The sequence below is a fragment of the Atribacter sp. genome (assembly GCF_035418125.1).
In the GTDB taxonomy this organism is placed as follows: domain Bacteria; phylum Atribacterota; class Atribacteria; order Atribacterales; family Atribacteraceae; genus Atribacter; species Atribacter allofermentans.
Genome location: NZ_DAOLQM010000001.1, coordinates 1 through 15728 on the forward strand (window position 1 = coordinate 1; position 15728 = coordinate 15728).

Annotated in this window: 15 protein-coding genes; all 15 read right to left on the reverse strand. The window is 39.4% G+C overall.

All coding sequences use genetic code 11. The features are described 5' to 3' along the window. Window positions 1-97: 97 nt before the first annotated feature. The 15 genes from PLK24_RS00005 to PLK24_RS00075 all read right to left on the reverse strand — a co-directional run bounded on the left by PLK24_RS00005 (window position 98) and on the right by PLK24_RS00075 (window position 15728). Window positions 98-559, reverse strand: coding sequence for a COG2426 family protein (locus PLK24_RS00005; RefSeq protein ID WP_324475606.1), 462 nt, complete (start codon window positions 557-559; stop codon window positions 98-100). Then, the gene (locus tag PLK24_RS00010) at window positions 556-1386 is read right to left on the reverse strand and encodes a purine-nucleoside phosphorylase (protein WP_324475608.1); all 831 of its coding nucleotides are present in this window, start codon (window positions 1384-1386) and stop codon (window positions 556-558) included. Before PLK24_RS00010 ends, PLK24_RS00005 begins: the two co-directional genes overlap by 4 nt. 87 nt (window positions 1387-1473) lie before the next feature. Then, window positions 1474-2376, reverse strand: coding sequence for a site-specific tyrosine recombinase XerD (xerD, locus tag PLK24_RS00015; protein WP_324475609.1), 903 nt, complete (start codon window positions 2374-2376; stop codon window positions 1474-1476). After that, entirely contained in the window at window positions 2345-3112 is a 768-nt protein-coding gene (gene lgt, locus PLK24_RS00020; protein WP_324475610.1) for a prolipoprotein diacylglyceryl transferase, read from the reverse strand. Before lgt ends, xerD begins: the two co-directional genes overlap by 32 nt. Continuing rightward, window positions 3112-4572 carry a DUF3048 domain-containing protein gene (locus tag PLK24_RS00025; RefSeq protein ID WP_324475611.1) on the reverse strand — a complete coding sequence of 487 codons (1461 nt, stop codon included), beginning with the start codon at window positions 4570-4572 and terminating at the stop codon, window positions 3112-3114. Before PLK24_RS00025 ends, lgt begins: the two co-directional genes overlap by 1 nt. 2 nt (window positions 4573-4574) lie before the next feature. Further along, a complete protein-coding gene (locus PLK24_RS00030) occupies window positions 4575-4991 on the reverse strand; it encodes an ExbD/TolR family protein (RefSeq protein ID WP_324475612.1) in 417 nt (138 codons plus the stop codon). Continuing rightward, window positions 4951-5667, reverse strand: a complete 717-nt coding sequence (locus tag PLK24_RS00035; protein WP_324475614.1) for a MotA/TolQ/ExbB proton channel family protein — start codon at window positions 5665-5667, stop codon at window positions 4951-4953. The genes PLK24_RS00030 and PLK24_RS00035 overlap by 41 nt, the downstream gene beginning before the upstream one ends. 53 nt (window positions 5668-5720) lie before the next feature. Then, window positions 5721-9347 (reverse strand): tetratricopeptide repeat protein, encoded by a 3627-nt coding sequence (locus PLK24_RS00040; RefSeq protein ID WP_324475615.1) that lies wholly within the window; start codon window positions 9345-9347, stop codon window positions 5721-5723. A gap of 16 nt (window positions 9348-9363) precedes the next feature. Further along, the gene (gene pstB / locus PLK24_RS00045; RefSeq protein WP_324475616.1) at window positions 9364-10128 is read right to left on the reverse strand and encodes a phosphate ABC transporter ATP-binding protein PstB; all 765 of its coding nucleotides are present in this window, start codon (window positions 10126-10128) and stop codon (window positions 9364-9366) included. A 4-nt stretch (window positions 10129-10132) separates the two neighbouring features. Further along, window positions 10133-10999: a phosphate ABC transporter permease PstA gene (pstA, locus tag PLK24_RS00050; RefSeq protein WP_324475617.1), complete on the reverse strand. Its 867-nt coding sequence runs from the start codon at window positions 10997-10999 to the stop codon at window positions 10133-10135. A gap of 1 nt (window position 11000) precedes the next feature. After that, window positions 11001-11900 (reverse strand): phosphate ABC transporter permease subunit PstC, encoded by a 900-nt coding sequence (gene pstC, locus PLK24_RS00055; RefSeq protein WP_324475618.1) that lies wholly within the window; start codon window positions 11898-11900, stop codon window positions 11001-11003. A gap of 106 nt (window positions 11901-12006) precedes the next feature. Further along, the gene (rsmI, locus tag PLK24_RS00060; protein WP_324475619.1) at window positions 12007-12885 is read right to left on the reverse strand and encodes a 16S rRNA (cytidine(1402)-2'-O)-methyltransferase; all 879 of its coding nucleotides are present in this window, start codon (window positions 12883-12885) and stop codon (window positions 12007-12009) included. Beyond that, the gene (locus PLK24_RS00065) at window positions 12882-14309 is read right to left on the reverse strand and encodes a Do family serine endopeptidase (RefSeq protein WP_324475620.1); all 1428 of its coding nucleotides are present in this window, start codon (window positions 14307-14309) and stop codon (window positions 12882-12884) included. Before PLK24_RS00065 ends, rsmI begins: the two co-directional genes overlap by 4 nt. A gap of 4 nt (window positions 14310-14313) precedes the next feature. Then, window positions 14314-15279 (reverse strand): hypothetical protein, encoded by a 966-nt coding sequence (locus PLK24_RS00070; RefSeq protein WP_324475621.1) that lies wholly within the window; start codon window positions 15277-15279, stop codon window positions 14314-14316. Next, complete coding sequence (locus tag PLK24_RS00075) at window positions 15276-15728, reverse strand: zf-HC2 domain-containing protein (RefSeq protein WP_324475622.1); 453 nt, start codon at window positions 15726-15728, stop codon at window positions 15276-15278. Before PLK24_RS00075 ends, PLK24_RS00070 begins: the two co-directional genes overlap by 4 nt.

The following is a 15728-nucleotide window of genomic DNA, read 5'->3' on the forward strand; positions in this document are numbered from 1 at the left end:
CTTTTTCTTTTTTTGTTTATTCTTTTTTCACCAATATTGGTATTTTCAGGATAGACCATAGTCCTAACTAGCGTTGCTAAAACCATAACCCTATATATTAAAAAAGAGTCAATACTCTTCGTCCTGAAAGCACAATCACGCTCACGATAGTCGAGGCAATTCCTAAACCTAATAAAACAAAGGGAAAGGATCTTTTTAATGGCCATCCCATTAAAAAGCATATCAAAGAGCCCGTCCATACCCCGGTAATAGGAAGTGGAACTCCGATAAAAAAAGCCAAGCCGATCTGCTCCCATTTCTCATATTTCTGAAATTTCTTCCGAGTGCTGACCACCAGTCTGTCCCAGAGTGATTGAAACCATTGAAATCGTAAAAATATCGAAAGGATAGCATTAAGAAAAAACATCACTACGAAAAATGGAAGAAGATTGAATAAAATAGAAATAAGAAGAGCTTGCCAGAAAGGAATAACCGGATTAGATGCCCAATACAGTAAAGATCCTCTAATTTCTGAAATTGGAGAAAAACTCAAAAGAGCAATCCATAGTTGTGAATTCATGCGAAGTTTATTTTGCCCACTAATTCCCGAATGAGAAGTTTAAGTTTTGGTTGAGCTTCATTAGCCGCCTGGATGACGACTTCATGAGATACCGGTTCTATAAACCCATCGATTGCTAGATCGGTTATACAAGATACTCCAAAAACTTTCATGCCGGAATGACGAGCTACGAGAACTTCGGGCACCGTTGACATTCCAACCGCATCAGCACCAATTGAGATCAAAAAACGATATTCAGCAGGAGTTTCAAAGTTTGGTCCAGCAAGAGCAGCGTAGACACCTTTCATAACATATATCCCCTTTTCAAGGGCGATTTGTTGAGCCAATTGAATAAGATCAGGGTCATAGGCATTTGACATATCCAAAAATCGTGGTCCCAACTCCGGGTCATTTTCACCACGAAGTGGATTGTCACCTAAAAGGTTGATGTGATCACAAATAATCATCAAGTCACTGCGCTGCATATTCCGATTCATTCCACCGGCGGCATTACTGACAATTAATACCTTAATCCCCAGTGCTTTCATAACCCGAACCGGGAAGGTAACCTGTTTCATCGAGTATCCTTCATAATAGTGAAATCTTCCCTGCATAGCAACGATCTTTTTTCCTGATAATTCACCGATAATTAAATTTCCGTGATGGCTTTCAACTGTGGAAACTGGAAACCAGGGAATTTCATCATAGGAAATAACTCGATCAATCTCGATATCATCGGCAAGAGCTCCTAAACCAGTTCCCAAGATAATGCCTATTTCAGGAGAAAAATCAATTCTTTCTTGAATGAAATGAGCACTTTCTTCAATTTTTGAACGTAAATTCTCCATAAAAACACCCCTTCAAAATTATAATTGTCACACTTGGTAAAAAGCAAATATTATTGGTAATCCTTGGGTTTTAAAAAAACTTGATTATTATTTTCTGGGAAATGAACGGGCATATGCTTCACGAAGGATTTTTTTACTAATATGAGTATAGATTTGAGTAGTCACGATATCGGAATGTCCCAAAAACTCCTGCACAACTCTCAAATCAGCTCCGTTTTCCAACAAATGGGTGGCAAAGGTATGTCGAAGAGTGTGCGGTGTTACAGTCTTCTCAATTCCAGCTTTTCGGGAGTATTTCTTAATCATTACCCAAATGTTTTGCCGGGTTAAAGGTTGACCGGAGGCTCCGACAAAAATCGACCGACTTCGTTTTTCCTTTAATATTTGTTCTCTTGCCTGCTGAAAATATCGCTTCAACGCTTCGCTGGCTTCCTCGCCAAAAGGTACCATCCTCTCCTTAAAGCCTTTGCCCCAAAGCCGTAACATAGAATTTTCCAAATCAAGGTGTGAAAATTCCAGAGAGGTTAATTCGCTTACCCTCAATCCACTGGCGTATAATAATTCTAAAATAGCTCGGTCTCGAATTCCAATCGGTTTAGTCAAATCCGGAGCGTTCAATAAGGATTCGATTTCAACTTCATCTAAAACATCGGGTATTTTTCTCTGAAAACGAGGAGAATCGATAAGCTTGGCACAATTTTCAGGACTCATTTTCTCACGGATCAAATATTGGAAAAAGGTACGGAGGGCTGAAATTTTCCTGCTAAGTGAAGCAGGAGCTATTTCGCGCTTGGCTTCATATCGTAGGAATTTTTCAACTATATCCTGATCGAGTCGGGAAAAAGATACCATACCCTTTTTTTCCAAAAAAACAACGAATTGCTCCAAATCCTGCTCATAGGATTGAATCGTGTTATCAGAAAGTCTTTTTTCCCAATACAAAAACTGGAGATACGCTTCAAGAATGTTCCTGAGATCGTTGGATAGCATGTCTTCTCAATATCTCTCGTAGAATAAGAGCAATTATAATTATTAATATACAAGCAAATTGAGCTGCAGTCATGATTCCCCAAACCGAAAAGGGCTCTTCACGAAAATACTCAATGAAAAAACGAGCGATCCCGTACATCCACAGATAATCAAAAAAGAGCTCTCCACGAAAAACCTTTTTTTTCTCCAGTTTCAGTAAAAAAAAGAGGATCAGAAGAGAATACCCCACCGCATAGATTTGAGTTGGATATCTCCACCCCTCTAAAGCAGGGAAATGAACCCCAAGAGGAAAATGAGTATAGGAACAAACTCGACCGTAACAACAACCGTTGAGAAAACAACCAATTCGAGCAATGGAATAGCCCAGAGCTATAGCCGGAGTGCAAATATCAAATAAAGCCGGTAAAGAATATTTTTTATAAATAATATAAGGAATTGCTAAAAAAATTGCTCCAAAAATACCACCATAGAAAGTCAGACCACCTTCACGGATTAAAAAGATATGAATGAGGTTATCACGGTAAATATCCCAGTTGAGGAGAACAAAAACTAAGCGAGACCCAATGATGGCCCCAAAAATACAGAGCACACTGACTTCAACCACTGCATCGGGAGCAACTCCATAACCAGGAGCTCGCCTTGAGGCATAATAAATACCCACCAAAAAAGCCACGCCTAAAAAAAAGCCATAGGCATAAACAGGAAATTGACCAATTCTAAATATAACACTGTGCATTACATCGCCACCTTATTCTGGGTACTGACCACTTCTATCCATAGCGCCCCGGGGTTAATTTTCAAGTCCCTTCCATCAGCATAATAAAAGTTGGTTTTTTCTCCTATAGAATTCTTTTCCCAGCGTATTGCAGCTGCTTTCCCATCTAATAAAATCCATCCAGTACCTTTCCCAACAAAAGTTATTTCTATTCGACCTTCTTCATCTTTCACTTTCTGCTCGGTAATTTGAATGATTAGATTGGGAGTTTTGATTTGTTGACCGTTCAAAGAATCGACATGGGGGTTTCCATTGATATATCTTCGATAGATTCTTTGGGCAGGATCCCAGGTATATTTTACTCGATAATCACCAGCATACAAGATTTCCACCTGAGAAGCATCTTCAGTTCCTAAGGCTTCTTGGGGTGTTCGTATTTGGAATCCCCCTCCTCCTTTCACCGGTTTATTATAACCTAACCGCTGGGCTTGATTTCTGAGGTTAGCAATCGAGGTGTAGAGATTGTGAGGGGCTTTTCGATCTTTACTTCTCCAAAAAGCTTGAAAGAATTTAAATTCATCGATAGTATCAATGTTCATTTCCTTCATATAGACATACGCTTCAACACTGCCGCCGGCATGTGCAAATATGGCATTATGTTCAGCAGCTTTCATCACAAAATAGGGACGAGCGCTTCTAACCGGACCAACATTATCCGCTACACCTTCGTTATATATTGCCAAGAACCGAGTGATTCCACCTTCAGCCATAATTTCATAGACGATATCTGCCTTACTGAGCCCGGCTTGAGGTCGTGCCGCGGGGGCATTTTCAATTATGACTGAAATCGGCCGTTTAGAAAAGGGAGATTTTTTTTCAACCTGACCAGTTGGTATAGCCAGCTCACCGGTAGCCAATGTTTCACCAACCGTACTTTCTATCCTTTCTGCTCCTTCCTCAGCCAAACGGGCTAAACGGGTTGATTGGCCAGATCTTTCAAACTGGGCTTTCAGGGTGTTTTCGGCTTCAACTCCCTGCCATTTTAAATCTTCTGGAACATCGATATTTTCTCCTGGATTCACTAATTTTGCTCCCGAAGGTGATCCCGATTCAGAAATCATTTCCGAGTCGGGAAGGTCAATTGGTGGTTTTGGGATGGTAACCTGTTCTTTTTTTTGCTGAACTTCAGTCGCTATCTCGCTTTGTATCTGAGGCTCATTATTAACATCTTGATTTTGAATATCCTTTAAAGGATTCAGTTCGGCAATATTGGCTTCTTCAACTGGAGCAACTGTTACTGGCTTACGTGTGGATGGTATTTCTAAAACCTGAATCACCATAGGTTCATCTTGAAGAGGAGGTTCGTATTTTATCGATAACCAATAGATAGATATTGCAGCCAAAATAACCAGATTAATAATAACTGATAAGGTTAGGGAAAAAGTCCAAACCTTTTTTTCATTAATTAAAAAATTATTCATAATTATTCTTCTTTGGTCGGTTGAGTGGCGATGGCTATTTTCTCAGCTCCGGCCTTTTTAAGAATATCCATGACCGAAACAACTTTTCCGTGCAAAACCTGCTTATCTGCCTCTACAATGACTGTCGCCTCTGGTTCATTACGCAATGCCACCACAACCGCCGAGGGAAGCTCATTGGCATCAACGAGAGCACCATTGACATAGAGCATGTTGTTTTCGGTTATGGTTACAGTGATAGTCTTGACTTCCTCAATTTTGGAAAAATCTGCCGAGGGAAGATTCACCTTGGCCCCACTTTCAATGCTGATGAACGTGGTGGTTACAATAAAAAATATTATTAATTGGAGCACCACATCGATCATCGGAGTGAGGTTAATTTCAGGCTGGCGCCTCGGTTTCTTTTGTCGAAATCGGAACATTCTCCTCAACTCCTTCTGGGCTCTTGGTTTCCTCGAAGATTACTCCTTCATTTCCATTATTAATTCTAAGCTCTTCAATAATATCTAAAACCTCTGAACTGGCTTTTTCAATATCGTTCATAATGCTTTCGGCAATCTGGGAAAGATAGTAGTGACCAATAACCGTAGGAATAGCGATTGATAATCCAGCAGCAGTTGTTATCAATGCTTCAGAGATTCCTCCTGCCATTTCGGTTGGTTTTCCCACTCCAATCGAGGCAATAACATTAAAAGTTCGGATCATTCCAGTAACCGTTCCAAGCAATCCCAATAATGGGGCAATACTCGCAATAGTCGATAGCACTCCCAAGCGCTTTTCAAAATAAGGAAACTCCTGCATGGCTACAGCTTCCATTGCTTCTTTTGCTTCCCGAGGAACACCATTCAGATATTTTTTTATACCTGCCATGATAATCCGCGATGCTGGACCAGGATTTTTCTGGCTAATGTCAACAATGTTCCGCAAGTCTCTTTGATTAATAGCTTTTCTCAACGCCCTTAAATATCTCTTTATTCTTTCTTTTGAATGCCGTAAAACATACCACCTCTCGATAAAAACTGCTAAGAAAATAATCGATGAGGCCACGATCGGATACATGATTAATCCGCCCTTGCCAATTACAGTAAATATCTGCATCAATGAAACCTCCTGCATTGTGGAGAAAGAATCAGCATAAGTGTATCCTCTGTTTAATCCTCAGTCAATAGACTGATTCGTTTCTGTGAATTTTCAACCCATTCGTCTTTTAAGCCGCTTTCAACAATCTGATGATAAAACTTCAAGGCGGTCTCCGGTTGTTCTAAGTATTCAAGACAAACACCCATTAAATATCCACCCCGAGTATAGTATTTCCCATTCACATTTCCTAATAATTTTTCAAAATAGAAAGCCGCTCGATCATATCCTTCTAATTTTAAATAGACACTTCCAATACGATACCAAGTATACTCCAATTTTTCTCCTTTGAGTTTATTTTCTAAAGTAAATAATTTGGGAAGGACATCTTGATAATTCTTTTGTACAATCATAAGATCGACTGCTAATGACTCCAATTCATCGAAATATTGCCCTTGAGGGTATTTATCCTGATAAAGAGATATCCGTTCCAATGCTTCAGGAGCATTTCCTAAATAATAAGCCGACCAAGCGGTCATATATAATATTTCTTCGTTTTGAACCGAATCGGGATGGTTCTCTAAATATTCTGTGGCTTCCTTTAAAAAGTCCTGATATTTTTTCTGATCGTATAAAGTTTCCAAAACAATAATGCCAGCTCGTTCAGAATAGGCATTGTCGCCTTTTAATTTTTTATAAATATCAAGAGCTTGATCTTTTTTCCCCAATTTTTCTAACGAAGTCGCCAGTCGCCAGAGAAGGTCAAGATTATCCTGGGTGGTCAACCTTTGGTACCATTGAGCTGCTTCTGACCAATTCTCTTCCTTATAGGCAATATCACCTAAATAAAAGTAAGCCTCTTCCAGATAGTCTTTGTTTCCGGCAGCAACTGCTTCTTTTAAGTATTGGATAGCCTCATCATAATTTCCATTAAAATATAAAGCTTTTCCATATAAAAAATGAACTATAGCGCTATTCTCAGAATTTACTCCTTCGGTGATGAGTTCTTTTAGTTGTAATATCGCCGAAGGATAATCACCCGATTGAAGAGTATCCATAATATCGCTTATTTTTTCAATTTCCGGATCAGAAAGGATCTCATCGGGATTCAAATCCGCTTTTTCCAACAACTCTCTCGCTTCTGATTCTTTTCCTAATTTTACCTGGGACCAAGCTAAAAGGTATAAATATTCCAGGTCGAGCGTCCCGGACTGCTTTTCTAATTGACCAACACCCTCAACCACTTTCTGCCAATTCCCTTTTTTATAAGCCAGCTTTATAGTGAGGCGTAGGAAATCCAGTTGAAACTTAGCGTCTAACGAACCAGCTATCTCGTTAACCAATTTTTCAGCCAATTCAACCTGGTTGGTCTCTAAATAGCATGAGGCCAGTTTTAATCTGGCTTCCTGGACATATTGACCTTGGGGAGTAGTTTGCAGGTATTCTAAAAATGATGACAGAGCTTGCTGCCATTTTTTTTCTCGATAGAAAGTATCAGCTACCAAAAAGGCATTTTCCTGACCTTCGACTTGAGAAAAATAACTCCGAGCTTTTTCTTCTTGTCCCAAGTTTCGATAGGAATAACCCAACGCTTCTAAGGTTTCTTTCCGATATTGACTTTGAGGATAACTTTTATGGAATGATTCTAAGGCTTGAACAGCTTCTTTCCACTGCTTTTCTTGATAAAAGCTAAATGCATAATAAAATTGCACTCTTTCTCGAAAGCGTCCCGATGGAAAACGTAACTGAAATTGTTGCACACTGACCCGGGCGTCGCGATATTGGCCCATTTTTACCATCGCTTCAATCCGTAATGACTCTGCTTCTTCAATAAAATCGGCATAAGGATATTTCTTTACCAGCTCATTGAGGAATTCAAGTGCTTTGTCCCATTCTCCCAACTGAACGTATGAAACACTCGCTCCCCACAATACCGAGGATTGGTCTTCTTCGGTATTATTTTCGGGGACAGAACTGGCTTGGGTATAATGATAAGCAGCTTGTTTCCATTGATTCATGCTTCCGTATATTTCACCCAATAGAAGATGAGCTTCCGACAAACGATCATCCACGGCTACCGCTTTTTGTAAGTAACCAATGGCCTTTTCTTTTTCATTCCAAGAAAAAAGTTCATACCCGACTAAATAATATTGCCAGGCCTTATCAGCCGGTTGTTCGATGAGATTCAGACTTTTTTCTCTTTCTTTTAAGTATTTATCCTTTTGTCCTAACAAATAATAGGAACGGGCTAAATATTCATGAGCATCGGGAAAACGAGGGCTTTCCTGAACGGCTCTTTCAAAATAGGGAATTGCTTCAGCATATTTTGCTTCTTGATAGAGATCAAAACCCTGACGGAATTGGCTCAGAGCATTTCTCCCATATTGTTTTTCTTGAATAGTTCTTTCTAAGAAGCGTTTTGCCTGACTGTCAAAGGGATCTATTTCAATAACCTTCCTCCAGGTCACTTCGGCGTCGGCCAATTTACCCAGATCGTAAAGGGTTCTCCCCAACCAATATTGGGCTTCTTTCATGTCCGGATTTAATTGGGTGGCGTTGCGAAAGTATCCTTCAGCTGTTTTGAGATCGCCATTGGCATAATAAGTATAACCGGTTCGGTAGGATTCATAAGCATCCTTCCCATAGACTGCCGCTTTCCCAGCTTCACCAGCAAAATATTGGGCTTCCTTGAGAGATGGATCCAAGAAATAGGCTTTATTCCAATATTCCTGTGCTTGGGCTGACTTTCCTTGGTCATAAGCAATTTTGCCTAAAAGAAAATAGGCTTCTGCGATATCCGGGTTTATCTGTAAAGCCTGATTAATGCTCTGCTCAGCCATATCATATTTCTTTTGAGATAGGTAAGAATTCGCTAATCTTAAATAGGCCCGAGACGCTCTTTGTATAGAGTTTTTTCCCTTTCCCGAACCTTCAAGGAGCTTGACATACTCCATCCAAGTTTCGACTTCTTTTGCCAACCATCCAGTTTTTTGGTACATATAGGCGAGATAATAGTAGCTCTCTAAATATTCTGGGACAGCATCAATGGTTTCTTGAGCTTCGGCAAAAGCCTCTTTCCAGAGTGGTTTATCGGGAAATTGAGCGCTTCCATAGGTCCGAAGCGCTTCATCCATTTTCTCAACAGCACGATAGAGAGGAAAGATCAATTGGGTTTCATAACGAAACGGTTCAACGGATAAAGCAAAATCAATATTAAGTGATTTTAGAACCTCGGGAACAATCAGCTGTCGAAACTCATCGGGATTGTTGATATCAAAAACATTACTTTTTAAATCAATCATGACTTCTTGGTTCAAATCAAAAAGGCGCACACTCACAACTAAACGCTCTTTATCCCCCAGTTGACGAATCCGATAGGACCCACTCAGTAAATAATCTCCTCCGATTCTTTTTCCCAAAACTTGAGCCATCGACTGAACGAGAACTACATCTCGAGGAATTTTTGATTCACGTAAGATCTCATCAATCATGATGTTATCAATGACTTCAACCTGTTCCATATCATCAAGAGCATCTTTGATGAGGTCTCGAAGATAATAACCTAAATATCCATCGACTTCATCCCTCATCGAAAGTGGAAGAATAGCGATAGTAGGCGCCTCTTGGGCGTATACAGAAAAAAATCCCAGGGAAAAAACCAGGCACATTCCCAACAACCAGGAAAAGAATCGGAACTTCATATGATTCACCTCATTATCAACCGAATCGACCGGTGAGATATTCTTCGGTTTCTTTCTTTTGGGGGTTGGTAAAAATTTGATCAGTCAACCCATATTCAATCAATCGTCCCAATAAGAGAAAAGCGGTATAATCCGAGGTACGAGCAGCTTCCTGCATATTATGAGTAACGATCACAATGGTATATTTCTCCTTGAGATCTTTGATGAGCTCTTCAATTCGAGCTGTAGCGATTGGATCCAAGGCTGAAGCTGGTTCGTCCATGAGAAGTATTTCTGGCTCAACCGCAATAGCTCGAGCAATACAAAGCCGTTGCTGTTGACCTCCTGAAAGATCAAATGCCAATGAATTTAAACGATCTTTCACTTCATCCCATAGCGCAGCTGCCAGTAAACTTTTTTCAACCTGTTCAGCAATTGCCTGGCGATCCTTCCAACCTTGAACTCGAAGTCCATAAGCAATATTTTCAAAAATACTTTTTGGAAAAGGATTTGGTCTTTGAAAAACCATTCCTATTCTCTGTCGGAGCTCAACTGGATCAACCTCTTCTCCATATATATTCTGATTCTCAAAAATGATTTCACCACGAATTAAAAAATTTTCAATAAAGTCGTTCATGCGATTAACACTGCGTAATAAAGTTGACTTACCACACCCCGATGGACCAATTATTGCTGTAACCCGATTATCTGGTATTTCAAGGCTAATATCGTATAATATTTGCTTCTCTCCAAAATTGGCATTAAAATTTAATACTTTTAATTTGCTTTCATCCTTATCCATACTTTCACCACTTTCGAGCTGATCTTGATCGCCGCCTGAGATATATGGCTAAAAAGTTAACTAAGAGAACCATAATTAGAAGGACCAAAGCAGTACCATAGGCAATTGGTACTTGTTTTTCGGGGCGAGTACCTTCGGTCATTAAACCGTATATATGATAGGGAAGCGCTAAAACCCGGTCAAAAATAGAGCGAGGAAGCCCTCGGGCATAAAAAGCTGCGGCTGTGAATAAAATGGGGGCGGTTTCACCAGCGACCCTACCAACCGACAGAATTAATCCGGTTAATATACCAGGAAGCGCAGCTGGAAGTACAACCCGTCGAATTGTCACCCATTTGGTTGCACCAAGTGCCAGAGAAGCTTCTCGAAAGGAAAGTGGTACAGTTTTTAACGCTTCTTCTACCGAAGTAATGACTATCGGTAGAGCCATAATCCCCAAGGTAAGCGATCCAGAGAGAAGAGAGACTCCAAATCCAAATAATTTAACAAATATTCCCAAACCAAATAAGCCAAAAACCACCGAAGGAACACCAGCTAAACAATGAATTGCTAATCGGAGCAGCGTAACCGTTGGCGATGGTTTGGCATATTCTTCTAAATACACCGCTGAAAAAACTCCAAGAGGAAGAGAAACAACAATACTGCCGATTATGAGATAAAGCGTCCCAACGATTGCTGGAAGAATTCCTCCTTCGGTCATCCCTCGGGAAGGTAAAGCGGTGAGAAATTCCCAATTGATTACTTTATACCCTCGAACAACTAAAAAATAAATGATAAAACCCAGGGCAAAACAAATAGTGGCTATGGAGAGAAAAAAGATAAAAAACCAGATTTTTTGTGATAAATACTTCGTTTTTAAGCGAATATCCAATTTATCTCACCCGGGTATGGTATTTTTGAGCTAATCGATCGACTAAAATATTTAAAAGAAAAGTGATGAGAAATAAAACAATCGCAATAGCAAATAACGAATGATAGTGAAGACTACCTACCGGTGCCTCTCCCATTTCAGCTGCTATGGTTGCCGTCATGGTTCGAACCGGCTGAAAAAAGCTGGTGGGAATTATCGCTGCTCCACCGGCAATCATCAACACTGTCATGGTTTCACCAATGATTCTCCCTGCACCAAGAATCACCGCTGCCCCTAAGCCTGAATAAGAAGCAGGTATAACAACTTTTCTTATGGTTTCCCAATGAGTCGCTCCAATCGAAAAAGAAGCTTCACGGTAACTCTTGGGAACTGAACTAATTGCATCTTCAGCTGTACTCACTATTGAAGGAATGGCCATTATTCCCAATATGATCGAGGCAGTAAAAGCAGTCAGACCGGTGGGAAGAGAGAAAAGGTCTTTTAAAAGTGGGCTGAGAATGACCATACCAAAAAAACCATAAACCACCGAAGGAATACCGGCTAACATTTCAATAACCGGTTTTAAGATTTCTCTCAGCTTTTTTGGACAAAGCTCGGCAAGAAATATTGCTGAAAAAAGGCCTAAAGGAATTGCAAAAATTAACGCACCAATAGTCACCCAAAGGGATCCAAGGATTAGAGGGAGAATTCCTAAACGAGGGGGTTCTGATGTTGGGTACCATCGTCTTCCAAAAAGAAACTGTGAGAGCGAAACTTCACGAAAGGTAGGCAGTCCTTCAACAAAGAGTACGACAATAATTCCAATTAAAAATAAAAGGGAAGAAAGGGCGACCAAAAATAAAATAATTTCGGCAGATTCGCGGTGCGCTTTAATACGAAACACCTCCTGTACCGAATTCATTAAACCAATTTTTAAGAATAAAATCAATTCTGTAATGTTTAAAAAGAGGTATTAAAGTTCACTTCAAGATATGTATTTTTAATCAATATTTTGAGGTTTAATCTAACTAAATTCTTTTTCTTTCCCCCTCACCCAAAAGATCTATTTGATGTTTGACCTCGAATTTTAATCTATTTTTTTTAAGTCCGAAAATAACACTGGTCAATTCTACAGTATCTTTTTCAGAATGACCAGTAAATAAAAGTTGTTTGATACAATTCTGGATCAAAGGTAAAATTCTTTTTTCGTCAACAACTATACCCTCCAGCACCAATACCATTTCACCTTTAATGGTTTTCCTCTGATTTAATATTTCAATTATCTCTTTTAAAGTACCTCTTATTATCTCTTGATGAATTTTTGTTAATTCACGACAGAGAACTGCCTTTCTTTCTTCTCCAACCAGGCTTTGAATTTCTTGAAGGGTGGTCAGGATTCTCTTGGGTGACTCATATAAAACAACGGCTTGGGGAGAAAAAAGTGATTGCTCCAGTTGTTTTTTCCTTTCTCCTCCTGATTTGGGAAGAAAACCTAAAAAAAGATAACCGTTTAAAGAAAATCCTGAGTAAACCACAGCCGGTAAGACTGCTGATGCACCTGGCAACACTTCAAAGTCAATTTGATTTTGAACCAGTTGATTTACAATTTCCATTCCTGGATCTTGAATTCCTGGCATTCCAGCATCAGTAATTAAAGCGACGCTTTCCCCGCTTTTAAGGTGGGTAAGGATCTTTTGAATTGCAGCTTGGTAATTATGGGCATGATAGGAAAATAAAGGTTTTTGAATTGAATAGCGTTGCAAAAGCTTTCTCGATACCCTGGTATCCTCACAAGCAATCAGATCCACCTGATTGAGTACCGATACTGTACGGTAGGTAATGTCTCCCAAGTTTCCAATAGGAGTGGGGCAAATAAAAAAATTGCCCCACTCCGAAAATTTTTTCATGGGACTAATAAGCTAGAACTTTTCACTTCCACTGGTACAAAAAAAGTACGCCCTCTTCGATTTACCAATAGAATTATAGTATCGCCGGGCTCAACCATTGTCAAAGCGGCATTCCAGCCCTGAAGGTCTCTGATGGTCTGACGATTGAGCTGAAGAATGACATCTCCCTCTCGTAAATAACCGGTTTCGATTATTTCTTGCGAGTCGATTCGAATGATCACTACTCCAGACTTCGTTCTTAAATTATATTTTCTGGTTAATTCTGAGGTGATTTCTCCAACTTCAAAACCAAATTGAAGGTCTGGAGATAGGGCTGATTCAACTCCTCCTTCGGTAACCAACTCTTCTAAGATTACGGTAATTTCTTTGGCTTGGTTGTCTCTCCAAACCGACAATGTCAATTGTATTCCAGGTTTTTTATCTTGAATTGCGGCATGAAATACCGCAGCATTGACAATTTCTTCATCATCAACTTTTAATATTATATCCCCGCGTTGAATACCGGCTCTCGAAGCTGGACTATTTGGAACAACATCGGCAATTAAAGCGCCTTTTGGTTCATTGAGCCCAAATTGTTGAATCATATCCGGAGTGATATCCTGTAGATAAATCCCTACCCAGGAACGAACAACTTTGCCAGTTTCAATTAATGGATCTAATAAACTTTTTGCCATATTGATGGGGATGGCGAATCCAACTCCTTGGGCATAAGGAAGGATAGCAGTATTAATCCCAATAACTTCGCCTTTAATATTCAATAGTGGTCCTCCGCTATTACCAGGGTTAATGGCAGCATCGGTTTGTAAAAAATTCTCATATTCTCTTCCTGAGTCTCCGGAATATATTGGTCTCCCTTTTGCACTCAAAACGCCAACCGTTACCGTATGCGACAAACCATAAGGATTTCCGATGGCAATCATCCATTCTCCCACTCGGGCTCGATCTGAATCACCCAAAGGAAGGGCAGGAAGATCGGTTGCATCCACTTTTATGATCGCAATATCGGTTAATGGATCGGAACCTATTACCTTTCCATCAAACTCCCGGCCGTCCTTGAGAGTAACCTTAATTTGTTCAGCACCTTGAATAACATGCTCATTGGTGAGAATATACCCATCAGATCGGAAGATAAACCCCGAGCCTAATCCTTTTTGAGGGATTCTCCTTTCTTCTGGTTGAGGGAAAATATAAAAAAAATCTCGAAAAAAGGGGTCATTAAAAAAAGGTGAAAGGGGATTCCGATAGGTCTTATAAGAAAGTGTATCAACATACACCACTGACGGTCCGACTTTTTCAACAATATCAGCTACCAGATTGGTTTCTTCAGGTATGATTGAATTGACAGCCTGAACCCAACCGGTTAATAAAAAGAGAATTAAAACGCTAAAGCATAATAAAAACTCAAACTTTATTTTTCTATTCATATCATCAACCTCCTTCATCAGCAATTGATTCAAATATCTCACTCAAAATTTCATGACTCAAGTTTCCAACCAAAAAAATTTGTCTCCCCATTTTTTCTCCGATAAGAGTAGTCAGCTCTCCATCTTTTTTAATAACGATTTTTCGAAGTCGGCTGGTATATTTTGAATGGGGAGATAAGAGAGTTTGAAACAAAGAGAAAAAATTTATCCCATCGCTAAATACCATTTGGTACATTTTTCCCTGATCACCTTCAACAAGATAAGATCGACGCAAAGAATAACCGGGAGGTAACAAACGAGGAATCAACATTCGTTTCCGATTAAAAAGAACCTCAGGGAAATTATTTTTCTTCTGAATGACTTGATCCATTATTTGGAAAATTTTCCAAATTCGTTCATCATCGGGGTAGTCGATGCGATAAACATATTCCCCCCGTTTTACCACCTGTCCGTTTTTAGAATAATAAGTTTGGCTGATGAGCGCTTGGCTTTCGTCCAAAAGAAAAGACTTCACCACCTGATTATTTTCACGAGAAATGATCATCACGACATCTTCTTCAACATCAATCAAATAATTTGAAACTAATATATCAATATTATCTTCTCCCAGAGGAAGGAAAGGAAGATCAAAGCCGGGATATACAGCAGTAATCACTTGCTTCTCTTCATCGTAAATAAAACGATAAGTCCCATCACCAATAATATAATGATGGGGATTATCAAGATTTATCCAGCCAAAACCAAAGCGGGGAATATACACCACCTCATAGAAAATGCTTTCACTTTCACCTGTATAATCAGTAAGTTTCCAAATTCCCCAATAACTATGGGCAGTACTATTCTGGATAATACGTTTTAAAAAAAGTCGACCTTCTTCAGGACTCAAAATGCGAGCTTGAGAGGAATTGATAGTAAAAAAAGAAACCAGAAGAAGAATAATAAACCCAATAAATAGAGATGTTTTTTTCATTCCCAGTCATTTGTAACTTGTTTTAGAAAATTAACCACGACTCTCCCTGAGTTTTTGGGCACGTCATAGCTATCGCCGGTAAGATTGCGATGTATCTCCCCAATCGATGCATCAGTATTCGATCCTGGTATAATGTTTTTATAAATAGGGAGAAAAAAAACAAAAAGAAGGATAATAATACAGGCCAAAACTGAAAAAAGGAGAATCTCTTTCAATCGTCGTCCGTTTATTTGAGATTGGAAAGCTTCATAATGAATGCCATAGTCAACTTTTGGTTCAAAAGATTGCCCAAATTGGATAATCAATCCCTTCATATTTCGAATTTTCATGAATTCCAATTCACATCGAGAACAGACAAAAAGGTGCTTTCGCACTTCTTTACGTTCTTCTTCAGACAGCTCACCATCAAGATAAGCTGAAAGTAATTTTCTAATCCGTTCACATTCCAT

Coding starts and splice junctions, on each gene's coding strand:
- PLK24_RS00005 (WP_324475606.1), bottom strand. CDS start 559: ATGAATTCACAACTATGGATTGCTCTTTTGAGTTTTTCTCCAATTTCA.
- PLK24_RS00010 (WP_324475608.1), bottom strand. CDS start 1,386: ATGGAGAATTTACGTTCAAAAATTGAAGAAAGTGCTCATTTCATTCAA.
- xerD (WP_324475609.1), bottom strand. CDS start 2,376: ATGCTATCCAACGATCTCAGGAACATTCTTGAAGCGTATCTCCAGTTT.
- lgt (WP_324475610.1), bottom strand. CDS start 3,112: ATGCACAGTGTTATATTTAGAATTGGTCAATTTCCTGTTTATGCCTAT.
- PLK24_RS00025 (WP_324475611.1), bottom strand. CDS start 4,572: ATGAATAATTTTTTAATTAATGAAAAAAAGGTTTGGACTTTTTCCCTA.
- PLK24_RS00030 (WP_324475612.1), bottom strand. CDS start 4,991: ATGTTCCGATTTCGACAAAAGAAACCGAGGCGCCAGCCTGAAATTAAC.
- PLK24_RS00035 (WP_324475614.1), bottom strand. CDS start 5,667: ATGCAGATATTTACTGTAATTGGCAAGGGCGGATTAATCATGTATCCG.
- PLK24_RS00040 (WP_324475615.1), bottom strand. CDS start 9,347: ATGAAGTTCCGATTCTTTTCCTGGTTGTTGGGAATGTGCCTGGTTTTT.
- pstB (WP_324475616.1), bottom strand. CDS start 10,128: ATGGATAAGGATGAAAGCAAATTAAAAGTATTAAATTTTAATGCCAAT.
- pstC (WP_324475618.1), bottom strand. CDS start 11,900: ATGAATTCGGTACAGGAGGTGTTTCGTATTAAAGCGCACCGCGAATCT.
- rsmI (WP_324475619.1), bottom strand. CDS start 12,885: ATGAAAAAATTTTCGGAGTGGGGCAATTTTTTTATTTGCCCCACTCCT.
- PLK24_RS00065 (WP_324475620.1), bottom strand. CDS start 14,309: ATGAATAGAAAAATAAAGTTTGAGTTTTTATTATGCTTTAGCGTTTTA.
- PLK24_RS00070 (WP_324475621.1), bottom strand. CDS start 15,279: ATGAAAAAAACATCTCTATTTATTGGGTTTATTATTCTTCTTCTGGTT.
- PLK24_RS00075 (WP_324475622.1), bottom strand. CDS start 15,728: ATGGAATGTGAACGGATTAGAAAATTACTTTCAGCTTATCTTGATGGT.